The sequence below is a fragment of the Aquibium microcysteis genome (genome assembly GCF_014495845.1).
Classification (GTDB): domain Bacteria; phylum Pseudomonadota; class Alphaproteobacteria; order Rhizobiales; family Rhizobiaceae; genus Aquibium; species Aquibium microcysteis.
The window spans coordinates 4,727,471-4,743,361 of sequence record NZ_CP061080.1; the positions used below are offsets into that span (position 1 = coordinate 4,727,471).

The window sequence follows — 15,891 nt, forward strand, 5'->3', positions numbered from 1 at the left end:
CCGCCTTGCGATGATGTCCGGACGAAGGCCGAACGCGGATCAGGCGGCCGGCTGGTCGGCCAGCTTCTTGGTGATCTGCTTCTTCAGGAGACGCGCACGCTGCGACAGCTCGGCCACGTCGGCCTTGAGCAGGAAGGCATCGAGCCCGCCGCGATGCTCGACCGAGCGCAGCGCGTTCGCGGAGACGCGAAGGCGGACGCTCTGGTTGAGCGCCTCCGACATCAGCGTCACGTTGACGAGGTTGGGCAGGAAGCGGCGACGCGTCTTGTTGTTGGCGTGGCTCACATTGTTGCCGTACAGGACGGCCTTGGCGGTCAGTTCGCAAGCGCGGGACATGGTTCTCTACCTTCGGTTCTCGTCGGACCAATCGACCGACCCGCACCAGACCGTATGGCGCGCGGGCTTTGTCAGGCGGCCTCGTGGGAAAAAGTCGGGGTTCCTTAGTGGGAAACGGACCGATCGTCAAGCGCAGCGCCCGCGCAAACGACTCCGGCGTCTCGATCCGTGCCGGAATGCCGCTGCCACAGATCGGCCGAAACTTTCCGCCACATGATCGGTTTCGGCACCGAGCCGCCGACCGGCTTCATGCGAGGACCAGACAGTGCAACGCCTATCCAATCCCCTGCGCATCGCGGTCATTCTCGCCGCCTCGATCGTGCCGGCAGCGGCCCCGGCGGCAGAGAGCACCTCCTTTCGGTCAGAATACGCGACGTCGCTCTACGGCATCGTGCTCGCGCGCTCCACCTTCGAGAGCCGGATCGCCAGGGACGGCTTCGAGATCAGCGGCCGGCTGTCGAGTTCGGGTGTCGCCAAGGTCTTCGACGACACTCGCGCCAATGCGCGGGCGAGCGGACGCCTCGGAACGGACGGTCCGCTTCCGCGCAGCTATGACGTCGACTACACCTCGGGCGACAAGAAAAAGAAGACCACCATCGCCTTTGCCGACGGAACGGTGGTGCGCGCCGACAACACGCCGCCCGTGCGTACCAACCGCAAGGACTGGATCAAGGTCGAGCAGAAGCACCTGGCGGGCGTCGTCGATCCGATCTCGGCCGCGCTGGTCCGCGCCGCCTCGCCCGCCGAGGTCTGCAACCGCACGATCCGCGTCTTCGACGGCGCCCTGCGCGCGGATCTTCACCTCGCGCCGGCCGGTTTCGGCACGGCCTCCGTCTCCGGCTACAAGGGCGAAACGGTGAAATGCACGGTGCGGTTCGAACCGGTCGCCGGCTACCGCAGCAACAACAAGTCGATCGCCTACATGCGCAGGACCTCGGACATCGCGATCGCCTTTGCGCAGGTCGGCACCTCGGGTGTATACGCCCCCGTCGAGGCGACGGTCGGCACCCAGGTCGGAACGATCAAGGTCCAGGCAGTCCGTTTCGAGATGGTGAAGTAGCAGCCGGAAGCGACGCTTGCTTCCGGCGGGGAGCGGCGGGAATGGCGCGGGCGACGTTGATCGGCTTTTCGGCGGTGATGATGTGGGCGCTGCTCGCGCTCTTCACCGACGCCTCGGGTGCTGTGCCCCCCTTCCAGCTCTCGGCCATGACCTTCGCCATCGGTGCGGCGGTCGGCTTCGCCGCTCGCGGCCTGTCGGCGACGCCCGTCGAGCGCGTATCGATACCACCGGTCGTCTGGTTGGTCGGGATCGGCGGCCTCTTCGGCTACCACTTCTTCTACTTCACGGCGCTCCGCAACGCGCCCGCGGTGGAGGCGAGCCTGATCGCCTATCTCTGGCCCCTCCTGATCGTGCTCGGATCGGCGCTGATGCCGGGGGAGAGGCTGGGCTGGCACCATCTGGCGGGCGCCCTGATGGGCCTTGCCGGCACGGCACTGATCGTCAGCCGGGGCGGCGGCTTCGAATTCGACGTGCGCTACGCCTATGGCTATGGCATGGCCGGCGTCTGCGCGCTGCTGTGGTCGTCCTACTCGCTGCTGTCGCGCCGCTTCCAGTCTGTCCCGACCCGCACGGTCACCTGGTTCTGCGCCGCGACGGCGGTTCTGTCGCTTCTCTGTCATCTGGCGATGGAGGAGACGGTCTGGCCGCAAGGCGCGGGCGAGTGGCTCGCGGTGATCGGCCTCGGCCTTCTGCCGGTCGGTGCCGCCTTTTACGCATGGGACCACGGCGTCAAGCGCGGCAACATCCAGGTGCTCGGAGCCGCAAGCTACGCGGCGCCGCTGCTTTCGACGCTGGTGCTGATCGTCTTCGGCTTCGCCGAGCCGACGCTGTCCATCCTGGCGGCCTGTCTGCTGATCACGGCCGGTGCCGCGCTCGCTGCCAAGAACATGATCCTGTCGCGTCCGAAGGCGTCCGCCGAATGATGCCGTTCCCGGGCGGCATCGAGGCGACCCAGAACGGCACGCTCGTGCTGTCGGCGATCGCGGCCGCGCTCTATCTCGCGATGGCGAGGCGCCCGCCCTCGTTCAGGCGGACGACGGTGAAGACCGCGTCGGTCGCGCTCCTCGGCGTTCTGGTGCTGGTCGCGGAGGGCCCGGCGCTGCTGGCGGCCGCGCTGTTTCTGTCCGCGCTCGGCGACCTCTTCCTGGCGGAGGACGGCGATCGGGCCTTCCTTGCCGGCCTCGCCGCCTTCCTGGTCGCGCATCTCGTCTACGTCGTCCTGTTCGGCATGGCCGGAAGCGGTCTCGACGCCTTCGCGGACGAGCCGCTGCGCCTCGTCCTGGCGGCGACGATCGCGGCCTTCGCGATCGGCACATACCTTCGGCTCCGGCCGGCGCTGCCCCGCGAACTCGTCCTCCCGGTCGGTGTCTACGTCGCTGCCATCCTGGCCATGGGGCTCGCCGCCGCCACGCTCTCGTCCGTCGCGGTGATCGCGGGCGCGCTCCTCTTCATGGCCTCCGACGCCGTCCTCGCCGCCGGCCGCTTCCTCATCCCGGCGGAGTCACCGCGCCAGTCCGTCGTCGCGCCTGCCGTCTGGGTGCTCTACTATGCCGCCCAGGCAGCGATCACGCTGGGGTTTCTCCTCGACCGGTGAGGCGCAACCTTTGGCAGCGCGGACCGTGCGCCGCAGTGTCACGCGAACATGTCCATCACGAGACCGTGCACCCGCTCGAAGGCCGCCTGCGCACCCGCGATCACGAGAGCCTCTTCACCGTCGGTGAGATGTACCGCGTCGAGTGCGGTCGTGAAGATCCGCCAGTGTCGGCCGCGACCGTCAGCGGTGTCGGCCAGATGCCGCGCGCCGAACCTTTCCGAGAGGCCCAGCTTCGCCGCCTCCTTGAGCAGCACCGCTGCGCCGAGGTTGGATCCTTCCGCCACGTAGAGCCAGCCGAGCGCGGTGGCGACATCGGCGGGCGCTGCGTTCGCAACGGCCGGATACTGGCCACCGTCCGGCTGTCGAACACGGAGATCCGCCATATCCAGCAGGATCATCGGGAGCCGCCGTCTTTCTCTCAGCCCGGGCAGAAGCACGTTCAGGCGGGCGTCGTCGTAGAGTGGCTCGATCGAGCGGTGAAATGCATGCTGCATCAAGAGAAGGCGGCCGTACCGCTCCACGTTGCGGAAAGGTTGCTTGTCTGTGATTGCCTGGTCCAGCCGGCTATGCGACTGGCCCGTCGCCGCCCTGAGGAGCCTTGCGCGGGCGGTCCCCTGGTCCCCCGCTCCAGCCCAGGTTTTCGTGTCCGTCGTCATTCGGGGCCCATCTGAGTTCCTGGCGGACCGTGATTGTGCTCGGATCCTGTGAAGTTTCGGGGTTCGCTTTTCCGAGCAGCGGCGAGCGCCCTCCGTCACTGACGAGCCACCGGCGGGGGGCCGCCTGATCTCCCGACGGCGGCTACCGCCGGGGCGCCCAACCGGGCGGTGCCAGTTGGAACGAAGCGAAGTCGAAGCCGGGGGCGACGGTACATCCCACGAGCGTCCAGTCGCCGAGGCTCCGTGCCGACTGCCAGACGGCGGCCGGGACGATGCCCTGCGGTCGCTGGCCGGACAGGATGTCCGGGCCGAGCGTCATCCGCTCGACGTTGGCGCCGTCGACCGAGATCGACAGTTCGAGCGGTGCGCCAGCATGGTAGTGCCAGACCTCGACGGCATCCTTCACCAGATGCCAGTGGGAAACCTGTCCGCGCTCCAGCAGGAAATAGATCGCGGTCGAGTGTCCGCGCGGCCCGCCCGCCGAATCGCGAAACGTCTCCGCGTACCATCCGCCTTCGGGATGCGGCTGTAGGCCGAGCGCCTCGATGATCCGACCCGCCTCGCTGCCGCGGCCGCTCATGCGATGTCCTTGCGCTTGCGGATCTCGGCGAAAACAGCCTCGTCGGTTGCTGCTTCCATCCCGAGGTTGCGGCGTATGACCGGGTCGTGCGCCCGCAGGAAGGGGTTCGTGGCCATCTCCTGCATCAACGTCGTCGGCAAGGTCGGCAGGCCAAGCGCCCGGAGCCGGTCGACCTCTGCCGCGCGTGTCTTCAGCGCGGAATTGGTGGGATCGATGCCGAGCGCGAAGCGCGCATTCGACTGCGTGTATTCGTGGCCGCAATAGACGATCGTCTCCAGTGGCAGTGCCGTGAGCTTCTTCAGCGAGGCGAACATGTCCGGTGCCTTTCGCTCGAACAGGCGCCCGCAGCCGAGCGAGAACAGCGTGTCGCCGGTGAACGCGACGTGGGAGTCCGCAAAATTATAGCAGACATGACCAGCCGTATGGCCTGGAGTCTCGATGACTCCGACCGTCCCGCTGCCGAACCGGAATGTCTCGCCGTCCCGAACCGTGCGATCGATGCCGGGAATGCGGGCCGCTTCCGATTCGGGGCCGATGATCGTCAGCCCGAACTTCTCCTTGAGCGCCAGGTTGCCCTCGACGTGGTCCGGGTGGTGGTGGGTCGTCAGGATGACCGTCGGTGTCCAGCCGGTCCGCTCGATGGCCGCAAGAATGGGGCCGACCTCCGGCGCATCGATGATGGCAGTCTCGCCGGTCGACGGATCGCGCGCGAGCACGCCGAAATTGTCGCTCCGGCACATGAACTGTTCGATTTCCAGGGTCATTCCCTACCTCATTCGTGCTGCGCAGACACGATAGGGCGCCGCGCAGGGCTTCGCCACCCTTTCCTTGCGATGTCGCGGCGGTACGACTAGCGTGCGCGCCATGCACACCGACATCGTCGATCTCCGCGCCTTCTACTCGACGACCCTCGGTCGGCTGGCGGAGCGGTCGATCGCCATGGCGCTGTCCAGCATCTGGTCGACGCTGCCGAACGAGCGTCTGGTCGGCCTCGGCTACACCTTGCCGTGGCTCGATCGTTTCGGCACCGAGGCGGAGCGGGTCTTCTCCTTCATGCCCGCAGCCCAGGGAGCGATTAACTGGCCGCCGCACGGCCCGTCGGCAACCGCGCTCGTCTTCGACGAGGAGTTGCCGCTGTTCGATTCCTCCATCGACCGCATGCTTCTGGTACACGCGCTCGAGCATGCCGAAAACCCGCGCGAGACACTGATGGAAATCTGGCGGGTGCTGGCACCGGGCGGGCGGCTGATCATCGTGGTGCCCAACCGCCGTGGCGTCTGGGCCCGCTTCGAGCATACACCTTTCGGCACCGGACGCCCCTGGTCACGGGGCCAGCTGCTCTCGTTGCTGCGGGAGACCAACTTCACGCCGGCCTCCTGGGCGGAGGCGCTTCTGTTTCCGCCGTCGCGCAGCCGCTGGGTGCTGCGGGCTCACCAGATCATCGAGCGCACCGGACGGCGCTTCTGGCCAATGTTCTGCGGCGTCCTGATCGTGGAGGCACAGAAGCGGCTCTACCAGGGCCTGCCGGTCGCGCAGCGCGCTTCGCGCCGCGTCTTCGTTCCGGTTCTCGCGCCGCAGGGGGCTGCCAGAGGGCCGACCTTAACCGGGAATTTACCGTGAAGGCGCACAGTCCCGGCATCATCCGACGGGGGTGGGGCATGGCGAAGACGAACGAAATCACGCGACTGGACGACCCGACGCTGCTGCGCCAGCTGGTGCGCGAACTCGTCGCCGGGGGCTACTGTCTCGACGAACTCGACGTGAAGCTGAGCCAGATCGTCCCGGTCGACCTCGACCTCCTGCACGAGTGCTTCCTGGAGGTGGACGGCGCAGTCCAGCCATCCCGCCGGGCAGCCTGACGAAGCTAACGCTTCAGCACGAACACGGCCTGCTGGCCGAACAGATTCCAGAACCACCAGGGCATCGAGACACCGATCGGATGGCCGTCGCGATCGAGTGCCATGGCGCTCTCGACAGTCGCGCCCACCTCCTGGCAAAGCGCCACGAAATCCCGGATCGTGCAGAAATGGATGTTCGGCGTGTCGTACCAGCTGTAGGGCAGGTCGCGCGTGACCGGCATCCGGCCGCGAAACAGGAGCGAAAACCGGACCCTCCAGTAGCCGAAGTTCGGGAAGGACACGATGGCGCGCTCGCCGATCCGCAGAAGCTGTTTCAGCACCTCGCGCGGGTTGCGGGTCGCCTGCAGCGTCTGCGACAGGATCACGTAGTCAAATCCTTTGTCCGGGTAGAAGACGAGGTCGGTGTCCGCATCTCCCTGGATGGCCGACAGGCCGCGTGCCACGCATTCGTTGACGCCGCGCTGGGAAATCTCCACGCCGCGTCCGTCGACCTGCTTGTCCTGCTCCAGATAGGCGAGCAATTCGCCGTCGCCGCAGCCGACGTCGAGCACGCGCGCTCTCGGTCTGATGAAGCCTGCGATCAGCTGGAGGTCGATGCGCGGTCCGTTGCTGTTGACGCTCATCAGGAAAGTTCCTCCAGTCCGCGCGCGCGGGCGGCAGAGCGCAGGAAGCCGTCGATGGCCGAGAAGAGTTCCGGCTCGTCGAGCAGGAAAGCGTCGTGGCCGCGGTCGGTCTCGATCTCGACGAACGACACCGAAGCACCGGCGGCGTTGAGCGCATGGACGATCGACCGGCTTTCCTCGGTCGGAAACAGCCAGTCGCTCGTGAAGGAGACGAGGCAGAAGCGCGTGCTCGTGCCGCGGAAGGCATCGGCCAGGCGCCCGCCATGGTCGGCGGCGAGGTCGAAATAGTCCATCGCCCGGGTCATGTAGAGGTAGGAGTTCGCGTCGAAGCGGTCGACGAAGCTCATGCCCTGGTGGCGCAGGTAGCTTTCGATCTGGAAGTCGGCATCGAAGCCGAAGGTCAGGGCGGCGCGATCCTGAAGGTTGCGCCCGAACTTGCGGTGCAGCGCGGCCTCGGAAAGATAGGTGATGTGCGCGGCCATGCGGGCCACTGCGAGCCCCTTTTCGGGACGCGTGCCCGCCTCGATGTAACGCCCGCCGCGCCAGTCGGGATCGGCCATCACGGCCTGGCGACCGACCTCGTGGAAAGCGATGTTCTGAGAGGAATGGCGCGCCCCGGTGGCGATCGGCAATGCGGTGTGGACGCGCTCGGGATGGCTCGACGCCCACTGCAGCACCTGCATGCCGCCCATGGACCCGCCGATCACGGAAAACAGCCGGTCGATGCCGAGATGGTCGACCAGCATGACCTGTGCGCGCACCATGTCGCCGATGGTGACCACCGGCATGTCGAGGCCCCAGGGCCGGCCGGTGTGGGGATTGATCGTCGCCGGTCCCGTCGAGCCGAGGCAGCCGCCGAGCACGTTGGAGCAGATGACGAAGAAGCGGTTGGTGTCGATCACCTTGCCGGGGCCGATCAGGACCTCCCACCAGCCGGGCTTGCCCGTCACGGGATTGTCGTTGGCGACGTGCTGGTCGCCGGTCAGCGCGTGGCAGATCAGGACCGCGTTCGACCGGGCGGCGTTGAGTTCGCCGTAGGTCTGGTAGGCGATCTGGAAGGGCGACAGCACCTTTCCGGAATCGAGCTTCAGCGGCATGTCCTCACCGAACCGGACGACCTTGCTCGACGGTTCGTTGGCTTCGTTGTTCGCGATGCGGGCGCGCTCGGCGGCCATGGTCCCTTCTTTCCCCGGTCGGGCTCCGCACGACAAAAAACCGGCGTTGCGGGGTGCAAGGCCGGTCACGAGACGCGCAATCGGCCCTTTAGCGAGTTGTTTAACGTGGCTGCAAGCCGACCGGCCAAATCACCACGACGTGGTGGCTCAATATCCCTCGCAGGCCTTTGCGTCAATGACAAAGCTTTGCTAGAGCAGGCCGCGCATTCCGGGGCGATCGCCCCAAGCCTACAGGACACCCGATCATGACCGAGCTTCAGCGCCCGCAGCCCAAACCCGGCGTGTTGGACATAGCGGCTTATGTACCGGGCAAGAGCGCTGCTCCGGCGGGCGTGGCCAAGGTGCACAAGCTCTCTTCCAATGAAAGTCCGCTTGGTCCGTCGCCGAAGGCGATCGAGGCCGTTCGCGATGTCGCCGCACGGCTCGAATACTATCCGGACGGCTCCTCGACGAAGCTGCGTGAGGCCATCGCCGAAGCGCATGGGCTGAACCCGGCCAACATCCTGTGCTCGAACGGTTCCGACGAGGTGCTGGGCCTGCTCGCGCTGACCTATCTCCAGCCAGGCGACGAGGCGATCTTCACGGAACACGGATTCCTCGTCTACCGCATCTACACCCAGGCTGCGAGCGCGGTTCCGGTCTCGGTGAAGGAGACGGGCGAGACCGCCGACGTCGACGCCATCCTGGCGGCGGTGACGCCGAAGACGAAGATCGTCTTCCTGGCCAATCCGAACAACCCCACCGGCACCTACATTCCCTTCGACGAGGTGCGGCGGCTGCATGCCGGCCTGCCGAAGCACGTGCTGCTGGTGCTCGATGCGGCCTACGCCGAATATGTCCGGCGCAACGACTACGAGTCCGGCATCGAACTCGTCTCGTCCTCGCACAACGTCGTCATGACGCGCACCTTCTCGAAGATCCACGGACTCGGCGGTGCCCGGATCGGCTGGATCTATGCTCCGGCCGAAATCATCGACGCGCTGAACCGGGTGCGCGGCCCGTTCAACGTCAACGCGGCCGCCCTGGAGGCGGGCGTCGCGGCGATGAAGGACCGAGCCCATGTCGAGGCGGCCGTCGCCCACAATGACCGGTGGCTTGCCTGGGTGACGCAGGAACTGACCGGGCTCGGCCTGCGCGTCACCCCCAGCGTCGGCAATTTCGTGCTCGTCCATTTCAACGACGGCGATCGCCATTCGGCCGCGGCGGCGGACGAGTATTTGACGCAGCGTGGCTACATCCTGCGCCGTGTCACCGGCTACGGTTTCCCCAACGCCCTGCGCATGACCATCGGGACGGAAGAGGCCAATCGCGGCGTCGTGGCCGCTCTCGCCGAGTTCCTGAAGACCTGACCATGGCCGAACCCCTGTTTGAACGCGTAGCGCTGATCGGTATCGGCCTGATCGGTTCTTCGCTCGCCCGCGTCGTCCGACGCGAAGGCCTGGCCGGGAGCCTCGCGATCTCGACCCGCAGTCCTGCGACCCTGGAGCGGGCACGCGAGCTTGGACTGGGTGACGCGTACCACCTCGATCCGCGAGACGCGGTCGCAGACGCCGATCTCGTCGTCGTTTCGGTCCCGGTCGGTTCCTCCGGCGACGTTGCGAAGACGATCGGCCCGGTTTTGAAGCCGGGAGCGATCCTCACCGATGTCGGTTCGACGAAGGCGTCGGTGATCGCCCAGATGGCGCCGGAGGTTCCGGCCAACGTGCATTTCATTCCCGGTCATCCGATCGCGGGCACGGAGCGCTCCGGTCCCGACGCGGGCTTCGCCTCGCTTTTCGAGAACCGGTGGTGCATCCTGACGCCGCTGCCCGGCACGGACGAGGCAGCGGTTGCACGACTCGCCGCCTTCTGGCGCCGTTGCGGTTCGAACATCGACACGATGGACCCCAATCACCACGACATGGTGCTGGCGATCGTGTCGCACCTGCCGCACATCATCGCCTACAACATCGTCGGCACTGCCGACGATCTGGAAACGGTGACGAAGTCGGAAGTGATCAAGTACTCGGCGTCGGGCTTTCGCGACTTCACCCGCCTGGCTGCCTCGGACCCCACGATGTGGCGCGACGTCTGCCTGCACAACCGTGACGCCATCCTCGAGATGCTGGCACGGTTCTCGGAGGATCTCGCCTCGCTGCAACGGGCGGTACGGTGGGGGGATGGAGACAAGCTCTTCGATCTCTTCACCCGCACCCGTGCCATCCGCCGCTCGATCATCGAGGCAGGTCAGGAAGTCGACGCACCGGATTTCGGCCGCCAGGTCGTGGCGCATTCGGAAAAAGGCTGAATGGGCGCGCCCGGCGAGCGACGGGTCAGTCGAGAGCCGGCAACTGGCCGAGCTGGATGAAGGCGATGCGCGCCCGGCCCTTCTCGATCCGCAGCGGAAGTGCAGCCGCGTTCCCGAGCATTGCGAGCCCCGCCATGGCGGAACGGATCTGGTCGGCCTGATCGGGCATCGCCGCCGCCAGCGCTTCGCCGACCTCCGCCGGCCGGTTCATTTCGACTTCCAGCCTGGCGTCGATCAGTCCGTCTTGTCCGATCGCGAGCGGTCCCGACAGGCTGATCCGGGCCTCCTCGGTAAAGAAGGCGGATGCCGACCGCAGGACGAAACTGGCGCCCCGAAGGCTCTCGGAAGAAGCGTCGGCAAGGCGAACGCCATCCTGCACGGTCAGATCGAGTTCGACCCGCGACAGGTCTAGGCCGGTGCCGAGTCCGGGTGGAGACACGCGTAGAGTGCGCCCCTGGATGAACAGGTCGAGGTCGCCTTCGCGCTGGCGCATGTGCGCCTCTCCGGCGAGCGCTTTGAGTACGGTCGATACCTTCTCGCCCGCGAACGGAGCTTCGACGCTCAGATCTGCCAGCGTCATGGACGCGCGTTGCGGCAGCGGGTCGTCCAGCGACGCGGAAAAGCGGACGTCATTGCCGGTGACGCCGAGGCTGCCGCTGTCGCCGGCGAGGCGCAGCTTGAGGTCGTCGAGTTCTCCGACGATCCGCCAGGGATCATAGACCTGCGAGGCCGTACGCAGTCCGCTCCCCTCGACGATCACACCGCCGGGGGCATCGGAGAAAGTGACGGTGTCGCAGAACAGACCGAAACGGAAGGGGAAGCCGCGTGCCTCGCGCCCGGTGCAGGTGGCCTCGCCGCCGTCGGCGATCGCCTGCCGAACCGTTTCGTCGACGCTGCGCTCGATCCGGCCGCCGACGTAGAACCAGCCTGCGCTATAGGCCGCGATCGCCACGACGATGCCCAGGCTGAGCCAGAGGAACTTGCGGCTGCCACGCTCCGGCGATTCACTTGACGTCATGTGGTCGACCTCGTTACCCCTCGCCGCCGGCGACAATCGGCTCGCTCCTCGAATAGGCTTTCCATATGGGCGATTTTTGGGTGTTCGGCTATGGTTCGCTGATATGGCGGCCCGGTTTTGCCCACATCCGCACTGTCCGTGCACGCGTCCACGGCTTCAGGCGCGCGCTCTGCGTCCGCTCCTTCGTCCACCGCGGAACGCCGGAACGGCCCGGCCTGGTCCTGGGCCTCGACCGCGGCGGCTCCTGCATCGGCCTTGCGTTTCAGGTGCCGGGAGAACTGCGCGGCGAGGTCATGGACTATCTGCGCGAACGCGAACTGGTCACCCATGTCTACCGTGAGAGGCTCCTGCCGATCAGCCTCTCCTCAGGCGAGCGGGTTGAAGCCGTGTCTTACGTCGTCGATCGAAGGCACGAGCAATATGCCTGCGCACTGCATCCCGAGGAGGCGGCCGCGCATGTCCGTGGCGCCGTGGGGAAGTCGGGACCCAACGAGGAGTACGTCCTGAACACCGTGGCGCATCTGCGCGCGCTCGGCATCCGGGATCACTGGCTCGAGGATGTGGCAGAGCGTCTCGGCAGAACCTGAGCCTCCCGCCCGGCTCGATCAGCCGATCGCTTCCACGATCGCCGAGAGTTCTCCGAGATGATCGATGGCGAGGAAGCGCGGGTGTTCCGTCGGCGGCTCGACATGCTCCAGCACCCAGGTCAGCTCGTGTGGAACGTGCACGCCCCAGCCGCCCGCATCGATTGCGGGCACGACGTCGGACTTCAGCGAATTGCCGACCATCATGGCCCGTGCGGCACCGTCGCCATGCTGCGCGAAGATGCGCTCGTAGGTCGTCCGCGTCTTGTCGCTGACGATCTCCACGCCGTCGAACAGTTCGCCGAGCCCCGACTGCGCCAGCTTTCGCTCCTGGTCGAACAGATCGCCCTTGGTGATCAGGAGGATCGTGTGCGTGCCGGCGATGCGCTCCAGCGTCTCGCGAACGCCGGGCAAGGTCTCCACCGGATGCGAGAGCATGTCGCGTCCTGCCTGGAGGATCAACTCGATGGTGCGGGCCGGAACGCGCCCCTCGGTCACCTCGATCGCCGTCTCGATCATCGACAGAGTGAAGCCCTTGACCCCGAAGCCATAGAGCCGGAGGTTTCGCTTCTCTGCCTCGAGCAGGCGCTCGGACAGGTGATCGTGATCCGCATGGTCGGACAGCAGTTCCGCGAAATGGCGTTCCGTGATCCGGAAGAAACGTTCGTTCTGCCAGAGCGTGTCGTCCGCATCGAAACCGACGGTGGTCAGGCGGCGCGAGGAGGACATCCTGTGCGGCCTAGCGGGCGCTTCTGGCCACCGGATGGCCGAGCGCGGCGAGGCGCTCGCGCGCGGACTCGGGCAGATCCGGCGCATCGGGTCCGGAAGCGGCATCCACGAGCAGTTCGTCGACCACCGTCTCGGTCTCGGCGATCAGGCGGCGCATGAATTCCTCCTTGGGCAGGCCCGGCGGAATGGGCGGCAGGAAGCGTGCCTTGATGGTGCCGGGATAGCGCATGAACTTGCGGCGGGGCCAGTAGAGCCCTGCGACATGCGCCACGGGAACCACCGGCATACCCAGCTGGGTGTAGAGCTCCACGATGCCCCATTTGTACTCGGGAGCGGCACCGGGGGCCCTGCGTGTTCCCTCGGGATAGATGATCAGCTGCCGATCCTGTTCCATCTCCTTGCGCGTGCGCGCCACCACGGCCTTCAGCGCTGCCGACCGTTTTCCGCGGTTCACCGGTACCATGCGCATCTTCGCGACGTACCAGCCGAAGAAGGGGATCCACATCAGTTCCCGCTTCAGGATGTAGAGCGGATCGCGAAGGTAGGGGAAGAACGCGATCGCGTCCCAGAACGACTGGTGCTTCGGTGCGAGGATGAACGGGCCGTCCGGAAGGTTCTCCAACCCTGTGATCTCGAAACGGGTCCCGACGATCGCCGTCTGCAGCCACAGGCTCGACCGCGACCAGAATTTCGGGACGAACCAGGCGAGATGGCGCGGTGCCAGGAAGTAGAACGGCGTCCAGAACAGCATCTGGACGATCAGGTTGACGTAGAAGACGACGTTGTAGGCAAACGATCGGAGAACGAGCATCAGGGGGCGCCGCGCAAGGTTGAGCGGCCGTACCTAGCACCGGGTCCGGGAAAGGGAAACCTCGACAGCGTCCGGCGGGCTCAGCGTGCGTTCGCACTGCGGGTCTGAGCGGCCTGCTCGGGTCCCCCGGCGAAGGGGCTGCGGGCGAGCGCCGTGAGGAATTTCGTGTACTCGGTGAACAGCACGCGGACGGCGTCGGGCTTGACCAGCCAGCTCCCGTCGTCGAGGCGGCTGTTCACCACCGGATACGGGCGTACATCGGTGGTCTTCAGCAGTCGCCGCATCTCCAGCAGGCTGCGCGGCATATGGTAGTTGTTGGTGACGAGAATGATGGACGTGTAGGCGTGCTCGTTCACCCACTTGGCGCTCTCGGCAGCATTGCCGACCGTATCTATGGCCGCCCGGTCGATGTCGATGCAGCAGGAGAACAGTCGATCGTCTGCGCCCATCACCGCCTTGAGCTCGGAGTCACGAGCGACCGGATTGACCCCGCTGATGAGCAGGCGCTGGCCCTTTCCGGATCGAAGCAGCTCCACGGCGGCGTCGAGGCGGAACTGGCCGCCGGTCAGCACGATGATGGCATCGGCTCCGGGCGGATCGCTCGGCGTTTCGAGACGACCGATCCGGTCGGCGAACAGGCCGAATCCGGCCACGAAGGCGAGGCCGGCTACCGCGGAGACAGCGAAGATCGTTCGGCTCAGCCAGCCGAGCCGGGCAAGCCGGAATTCGCGTTTGTCGGCCCGATCCGAATTCATTGCGCAGTCGCCGCCACCCTTTCCGTCGTCGCGCGATGATCTTTCATATCCTGCAATTGGGGCGATCGATAGAGAGGCGACCCCCTTGAGGTTCCGAGCCGCGCTGGCATCGCTCGTCGGCGAGCGAGGCTCCGGTCTAGTCATGGTCGGTCCGGCCGATATCGATGCTGTTCAGCCGCGCCACGACGGTGACGTGAGTGGTAGCCGCCGTCAGTCCGGCGACCAGCGCCAGGATGAACAGGACGCCGACATATCCCGTCGTGCCGATGACGAAGTTGCCGAAAAGCGCCGTCGCCTGATCGGCCTCCGGCGTCGCCATGTTGCGCGACGACCACCAGGCGAACATCACGAAGACGATGATGGCTGCGAGGCCTCCCGCGGCCGCCCCCTTGAGCCCGATCCAGAGGAAGTGGCGACGGAACTCGGCCGCGATGAACTGCGACTCCGCCCCCACGAAATGCAGCACTTCGATGACGGGCCCGTTGCCTGCCATGGCGCCGCGGGTAGCGAAGACGACCGTGAGAACGGTGGCAGAGAGCATCAGCACCAGAATGGCGATGCCGATGAGCACCGTCGTGCGCGCCATCGAGACCAGACGGTCGACCCAGTTGCGGTGGTCGTCCAGGCTGACGTTCGGAATGGCCGCGCGCAGTGCCTGGCGCATCGCTGCGAAATCCGGCGGCGCGTCCTCGTCGATGGTGACGATGACGAGCCGCGGTACGGGCAGTTCCGCGATGTCCAATCCCGCTCCGAGCCAGGGTTCGAGAAGTCTGGCCGTTGCGGCGCTGTCGACGATCGAGGCGGACCTCACCCCGCCGAAGCCGCTGGCAATCGCCTGAGCCTGCGTCAGCGCCGTATCCATGTCGAATCCGTCGTCGGGCTTGATCTGGATGGTCGCCTCGCGGGCGATCTGGGTCTGCCATACACTCGCCGTGTCGCGCACCAGCGTGACGGCGCCGAGGGTCAGGCAGGAAAGAAAGGTCATGATCGCGATCACGATGACCAGCGCGTGACCGGCCACGCTCCGCGGAGGAACGATGGATGTCGCGCGGCGCCAGGTCCTGGCGCTCGTCCCGTTGCGCGGGATGGCCGGCGGCGCGTCAGTCATGGACATCGAGCCGGCCCTCCGCAAGCACCATCCGGCGAGCTTCCACTTGATCCATCAGGTGGAGGTCGTGCGTGGCGATGACCACCGCGGTGCCGGATCGGTTCAGTTCGATGAAGAGCCGCAGGAGCCGGCGCGCGAGCGTCGGATCGACGTTGCCGGTCGGCTCGTCGGCAAGCAGTATTTCGGGCTGTTCGATCAGCGCCCGCGCGATGGCGGCCCGCTGCTTTTCTCCTCCCGACAGGACCGGCGGCAGAACGTGCAGCCTGTCCCCGAGACCGACCCATTTCAGCAGTTCCACGACGTCGTTGCGGTAACTCGCCTCCTCGCGCCCGCGCACGCGCAGTGGAAGCGCGACGTTCTCGTAGGTTGTCATATGGTCCAGAAGACGGAAATCCTGGAACACGATGCCGATCTTGCGCCGGATGAGCGGTAGTTCGGCTCGCAGGATTTTCGTCCGATCCTTCCCGAAAACGTTTATGAGACCTCTGGTCGGCGCCAGCGACAGGAACAGAAGTCGCAGCAGCGTCGTCTTGCCCGCCCCCGACGGTCCGCAGAGGAATTGGAAGGACCCTCGCGGAATCTGGAAGGATATGTCCCGCAATATCTCGGGCCCCATCCCATACCTCAAGCCGACGTTCTCGAACCGAATCACTGTCTCTGGAGCCTTGATGGTTGGGACCAAGGGGGAACGTGGGACGTTCCTGCCGGGATGGTTA

The 15,891-nt window shown here is 66.3% G+C and carries 20 protein-coding genes and 1 riboswitch; of the genes, 8 read left to right on the forward strand and 12 right to left on the reverse strand.

Translation table 11 applies throughout. The features are described 5' to 3' along the window. Window positions 1-39: 39 nt before the first annotated feature. On the reverse strand, window positions 40-336 hold the full coding sequence (gene rpmB / locus IAI54_RS22250; protein ID WP_187969257.1) for a 50S ribosomal protein L28: 297 nt from the start codon (window positions 334-336) through the stop codon (window positions 40-42). A 265-nt stretch (window positions 337-601) separates the two neighbouring features. Here rpmB and IAI54_RS22255 point away from each other — a divergent pair, with 265 nt between their 5' ends. The 3 genes from IAI54_RS22255 to IAI54_RS22265 are packed head-to-tail and all read left to right on the forward strand — an operon-like array spanning window position 602 to window position 2,990. Then, complete coding sequence (locus IAI54_RS22255; RefSeq protein ID WP_235679141.1) at window positions 602-1,396, forward strand: DUF3108 domain-containing protein; 795 nt, start codon at window positions 602-604, stop codon at window positions 1,394-1,396. Window positions 1,397-1,437: 41 nt separating this feature from the next. Next, window positions 1,438-2,319 carry an aromatic amino acid exporter YddG gene (gene yddG / locus IAI54_RS22260; RefSeq protein WP_187969258.1) on the forward strand — a complete coding sequence of 294 codons (882 nt, stop codon included), beginning with the start codon at window positions 1,438-1,440 and terminating at the stop codon, window positions 2,317-2,319. Next, on the forward strand, window positions 2,316-2,990 hold the full coding sequence (locus IAI54_RS22265; RefSeq protein WP_187969259.1) for a lysoplasmalogenase family protein: 675 nt from the start codon (window positions 2,316-2,318) through the stop codon (window positions 2,988-2,990). Before yddG ends, IAI54_RS22265 begins: the two co-directional genes overlap by 4 nt. A gap of 38 nt (window positions 2,991-3,028) precedes the next feature. Here the strand turns inward: IAI54_RS22265 and IAI54_RS22270 are convergent, their stop codons facing one another. The 3 genes from IAI54_RS22270 to gloB all read right to left on the reverse strand — a co-directional run bounded on the left by IAI54_RS22270 (window position 3,029) and on the right by gloB (window position 4,990). After that, complete coding sequence (locus tag IAI54_RS22270; protein WP_187969260.1) at window positions 3,029-3,646, reverse strand: biliverdin-producing heme oxygenase; 618 nt, start codon at window positions 3,644-3,646, stop codon at window positions 3,029-3,031. A 142-nt stretch (window positions 3,647-3,788) separates the two neighbouring features. Continuing rightward, a complete protein-coding gene (locus IAI54_RS22275) occupies window positions 3,789-4,226 on the reverse strand; it encodes a cupin domain-containing protein (protein WP_187969261.1) in 438 nt (145 codons plus the stop codon). Next, a complete protein-coding gene (gene gloB, locus IAI54_RS22280; protein ID WP_187969262.1) occupies window positions 4,223-4,990 on the reverse strand; it encodes a hydroxyacylglutathione hydrolase in 768 nt (255 codons plus the stop codon). Before gloB ends, IAI54_RS22275 begins: the two co-directional genes overlap by 4 nt. Window positions 4,991-5,090: 100 nt before the next feature. On the opposite strand from gloB, the gene IAI54_RS22285 reads away from it, so the two are divergent. Next, on the forward strand, window positions 5,091-5,846 hold the full coding sequence (locus tag IAI54_RS22285) for a class I SAM-dependent methyltransferase (protein ID WP_187969263.1): 756 nt from the start codon (window positions 5,091-5,093) through the stop codon (window positions 5,844-5,846). 38 nt (window positions 5,847-5,884) lie between these two features. Then, the gene (locus IAI54_RS22290; RefSeq protein ID WP_187969264.1) at window positions 5,885-6,085 is read left to right on the forward strand and encodes a hypothetical protein; all 201 of its coding nucleotides are present in this window, start codon (window positions 5,885-5,887) and stop codon (window positions 6,083-6,085) included. 5 nt (window positions 6,086-6,090) lie between these two features. Here IAI54_RS22290 and metW read toward each other — a convergent pair whose 3' ends face one another. Both metW and metX read right to left on the reverse strand, forming a co-directional pair. After that, the gene (gene metW / locus IAI54_RS22295; protein ID WP_187969265.1) at window positions 6,091-6,708 is read right to left on the reverse strand and encodes a methionine biosynthesis protein MetW; all 618 of its coding nucleotides are present in this window, start codon (window positions 6,706-6,708) and stop codon (window positions 6,091-6,093) included. Continuing rightward, window positions 6,708-7,883 (reverse strand): homoserine O-acetyltransferase MetX, encoded by a 1,176-nt coding sequence (metX, locus tag IAI54_RS22300; RefSeq protein WP_187969266.1) that lies wholly within the window; start codon window positions 7,881-7,883, stop codon window positions 6,708-6,710. The genes metW and metX overlap by 1 nt, the downstream gene beginning before the upstream one ends. A 68-nt stretch (window positions 7,884-7,951) precedes the next feature. Further along, window positions 7,952-8,029, reverse strand: a riboswitch (SAM riboswitch). Window positions 8,030-8,128: 99 nt separating this feature from the next. Between metX and hisC the strand changes: the two genes are divergently transcribed. Beyond that, a complete protein-coding gene (gene hisC / locus IAI54_RS22305) occupies window positions 8,129-9,232 on the forward strand; it encodes a histidinol-phosphate transaminase (RefSeq protein ID WP_187969267.1) in 1,104 nt (367 codons plus the stop codon). Window positions 9,233-9,234: 2 nt separating this feature from the next. After that, window positions 9,235-10,170 carry a prephenate/arogenate dehydrogenase family protein gene (locus tag IAI54_RS22310; RefSeq protein WP_187969268.1) on the forward strand — a complete coding sequence of 312 codons (936 nt, stop codon included), beginning with the start codon at window positions 9,235-9,237 and terminating at the stop codon, window positions 10,168-10,170. A gap of 25 nt (window positions 10,171-10,195) precedes the next feature. On the opposite strand, the gene IAI54_RS22315 is transcribed toward IAI54_RS22310, so the two are convergent. Continuing rightward, on the reverse strand, window positions 10,196-11,188 hold the full coding sequence (locus tag IAI54_RS22315) for a DUF2125 domain-containing protein (protein ID WP_187969269.1): 993 nt from the start codon (window positions 11,186-11,188) through the stop codon (window positions 10,196-10,198). Window positions 11,189-11,253: 65 nt separating this feature from the next. Here IAI54_RS22315 and IAI54_RS22320 point away from each other — a divergent pair, with 65 nt between their 5' ends. Next, window positions 11,254-11,775, forward strand: a complete 522-nt coding sequence (locus IAI54_RS22320; protein ID WP_187969270.1) for a gamma-glutamylcyclotransferase — start codon at window positions 11,254-11,256, stop codon at window positions 11,773-11,775. Between the two features lie 18 nt (window positions 11,776-11,793). On the opposite strand, the gene IAI54_RS22325 is transcribed toward IAI54_RS22320, so the two are convergent. The 5 genes from IAI54_RS22325 to ftsE form a co-directional block, all read right to left on the reverse strand. After that, on the reverse strand, window positions 11,794-12,501 hold the full coding sequence (locus IAI54_RS22325) for an HAD family hydrolase (RefSeq protein WP_187969271.1): 708 nt from the start codon (window positions 12,499-12,501) through the stop codon (window positions 11,794-11,796). Between the two features lie 10 nt (window positions 12,502-12,511). Continuing rightward, window positions 12,512-13,312 (reverse strand): lysophospholipid acyltransferase family protein, encoded by an 801-nt coding sequence (locus IAI54_RS22330; RefSeq protein WP_187969272.1) that lies wholly within the window; start codon window positions 13,310-13,312, stop codon window positions 12,512-12,514. An 80-nt stretch (window positions 13,313-13,392) separates the two neighbouring features. Beyond that, window positions 13,393-14,067: a YdcF family protein gene (locus tag IAI54_RS22335; protein ID WP_187973305.1), complete on the reverse strand. Its 675-nt coding sequence runs from the start codon at window positions 14,065-14,067 to the stop codon at window positions 13,393-13,395. 136 nt (window positions 14,068-14,203) lie between these two features. Further along, a complete protein-coding gene (locus IAI54_RS22340; RefSeq protein WP_420838315.1) occupies window positions 14,204-15,175 on the reverse strand; it encodes a cell division protein FtsX in 972 nt (323 codons plus the stop codon). Then, a complete protein-coding gene (ftsE, locus tag IAI54_RS22345) occupies window positions 15,168-15,827 on the reverse strand; it encodes a cell division ATP-binding protein FtsE (RefSeq protein ID WP_187973306.1) in 660 nt (219 codons plus the stop codon). Before ftsE ends, IAI54_RS22340 begins: the two co-directional genes overlap by 8 nt. Window positions 15,828-15,891 lie beyond the last annotated feature (64 nt).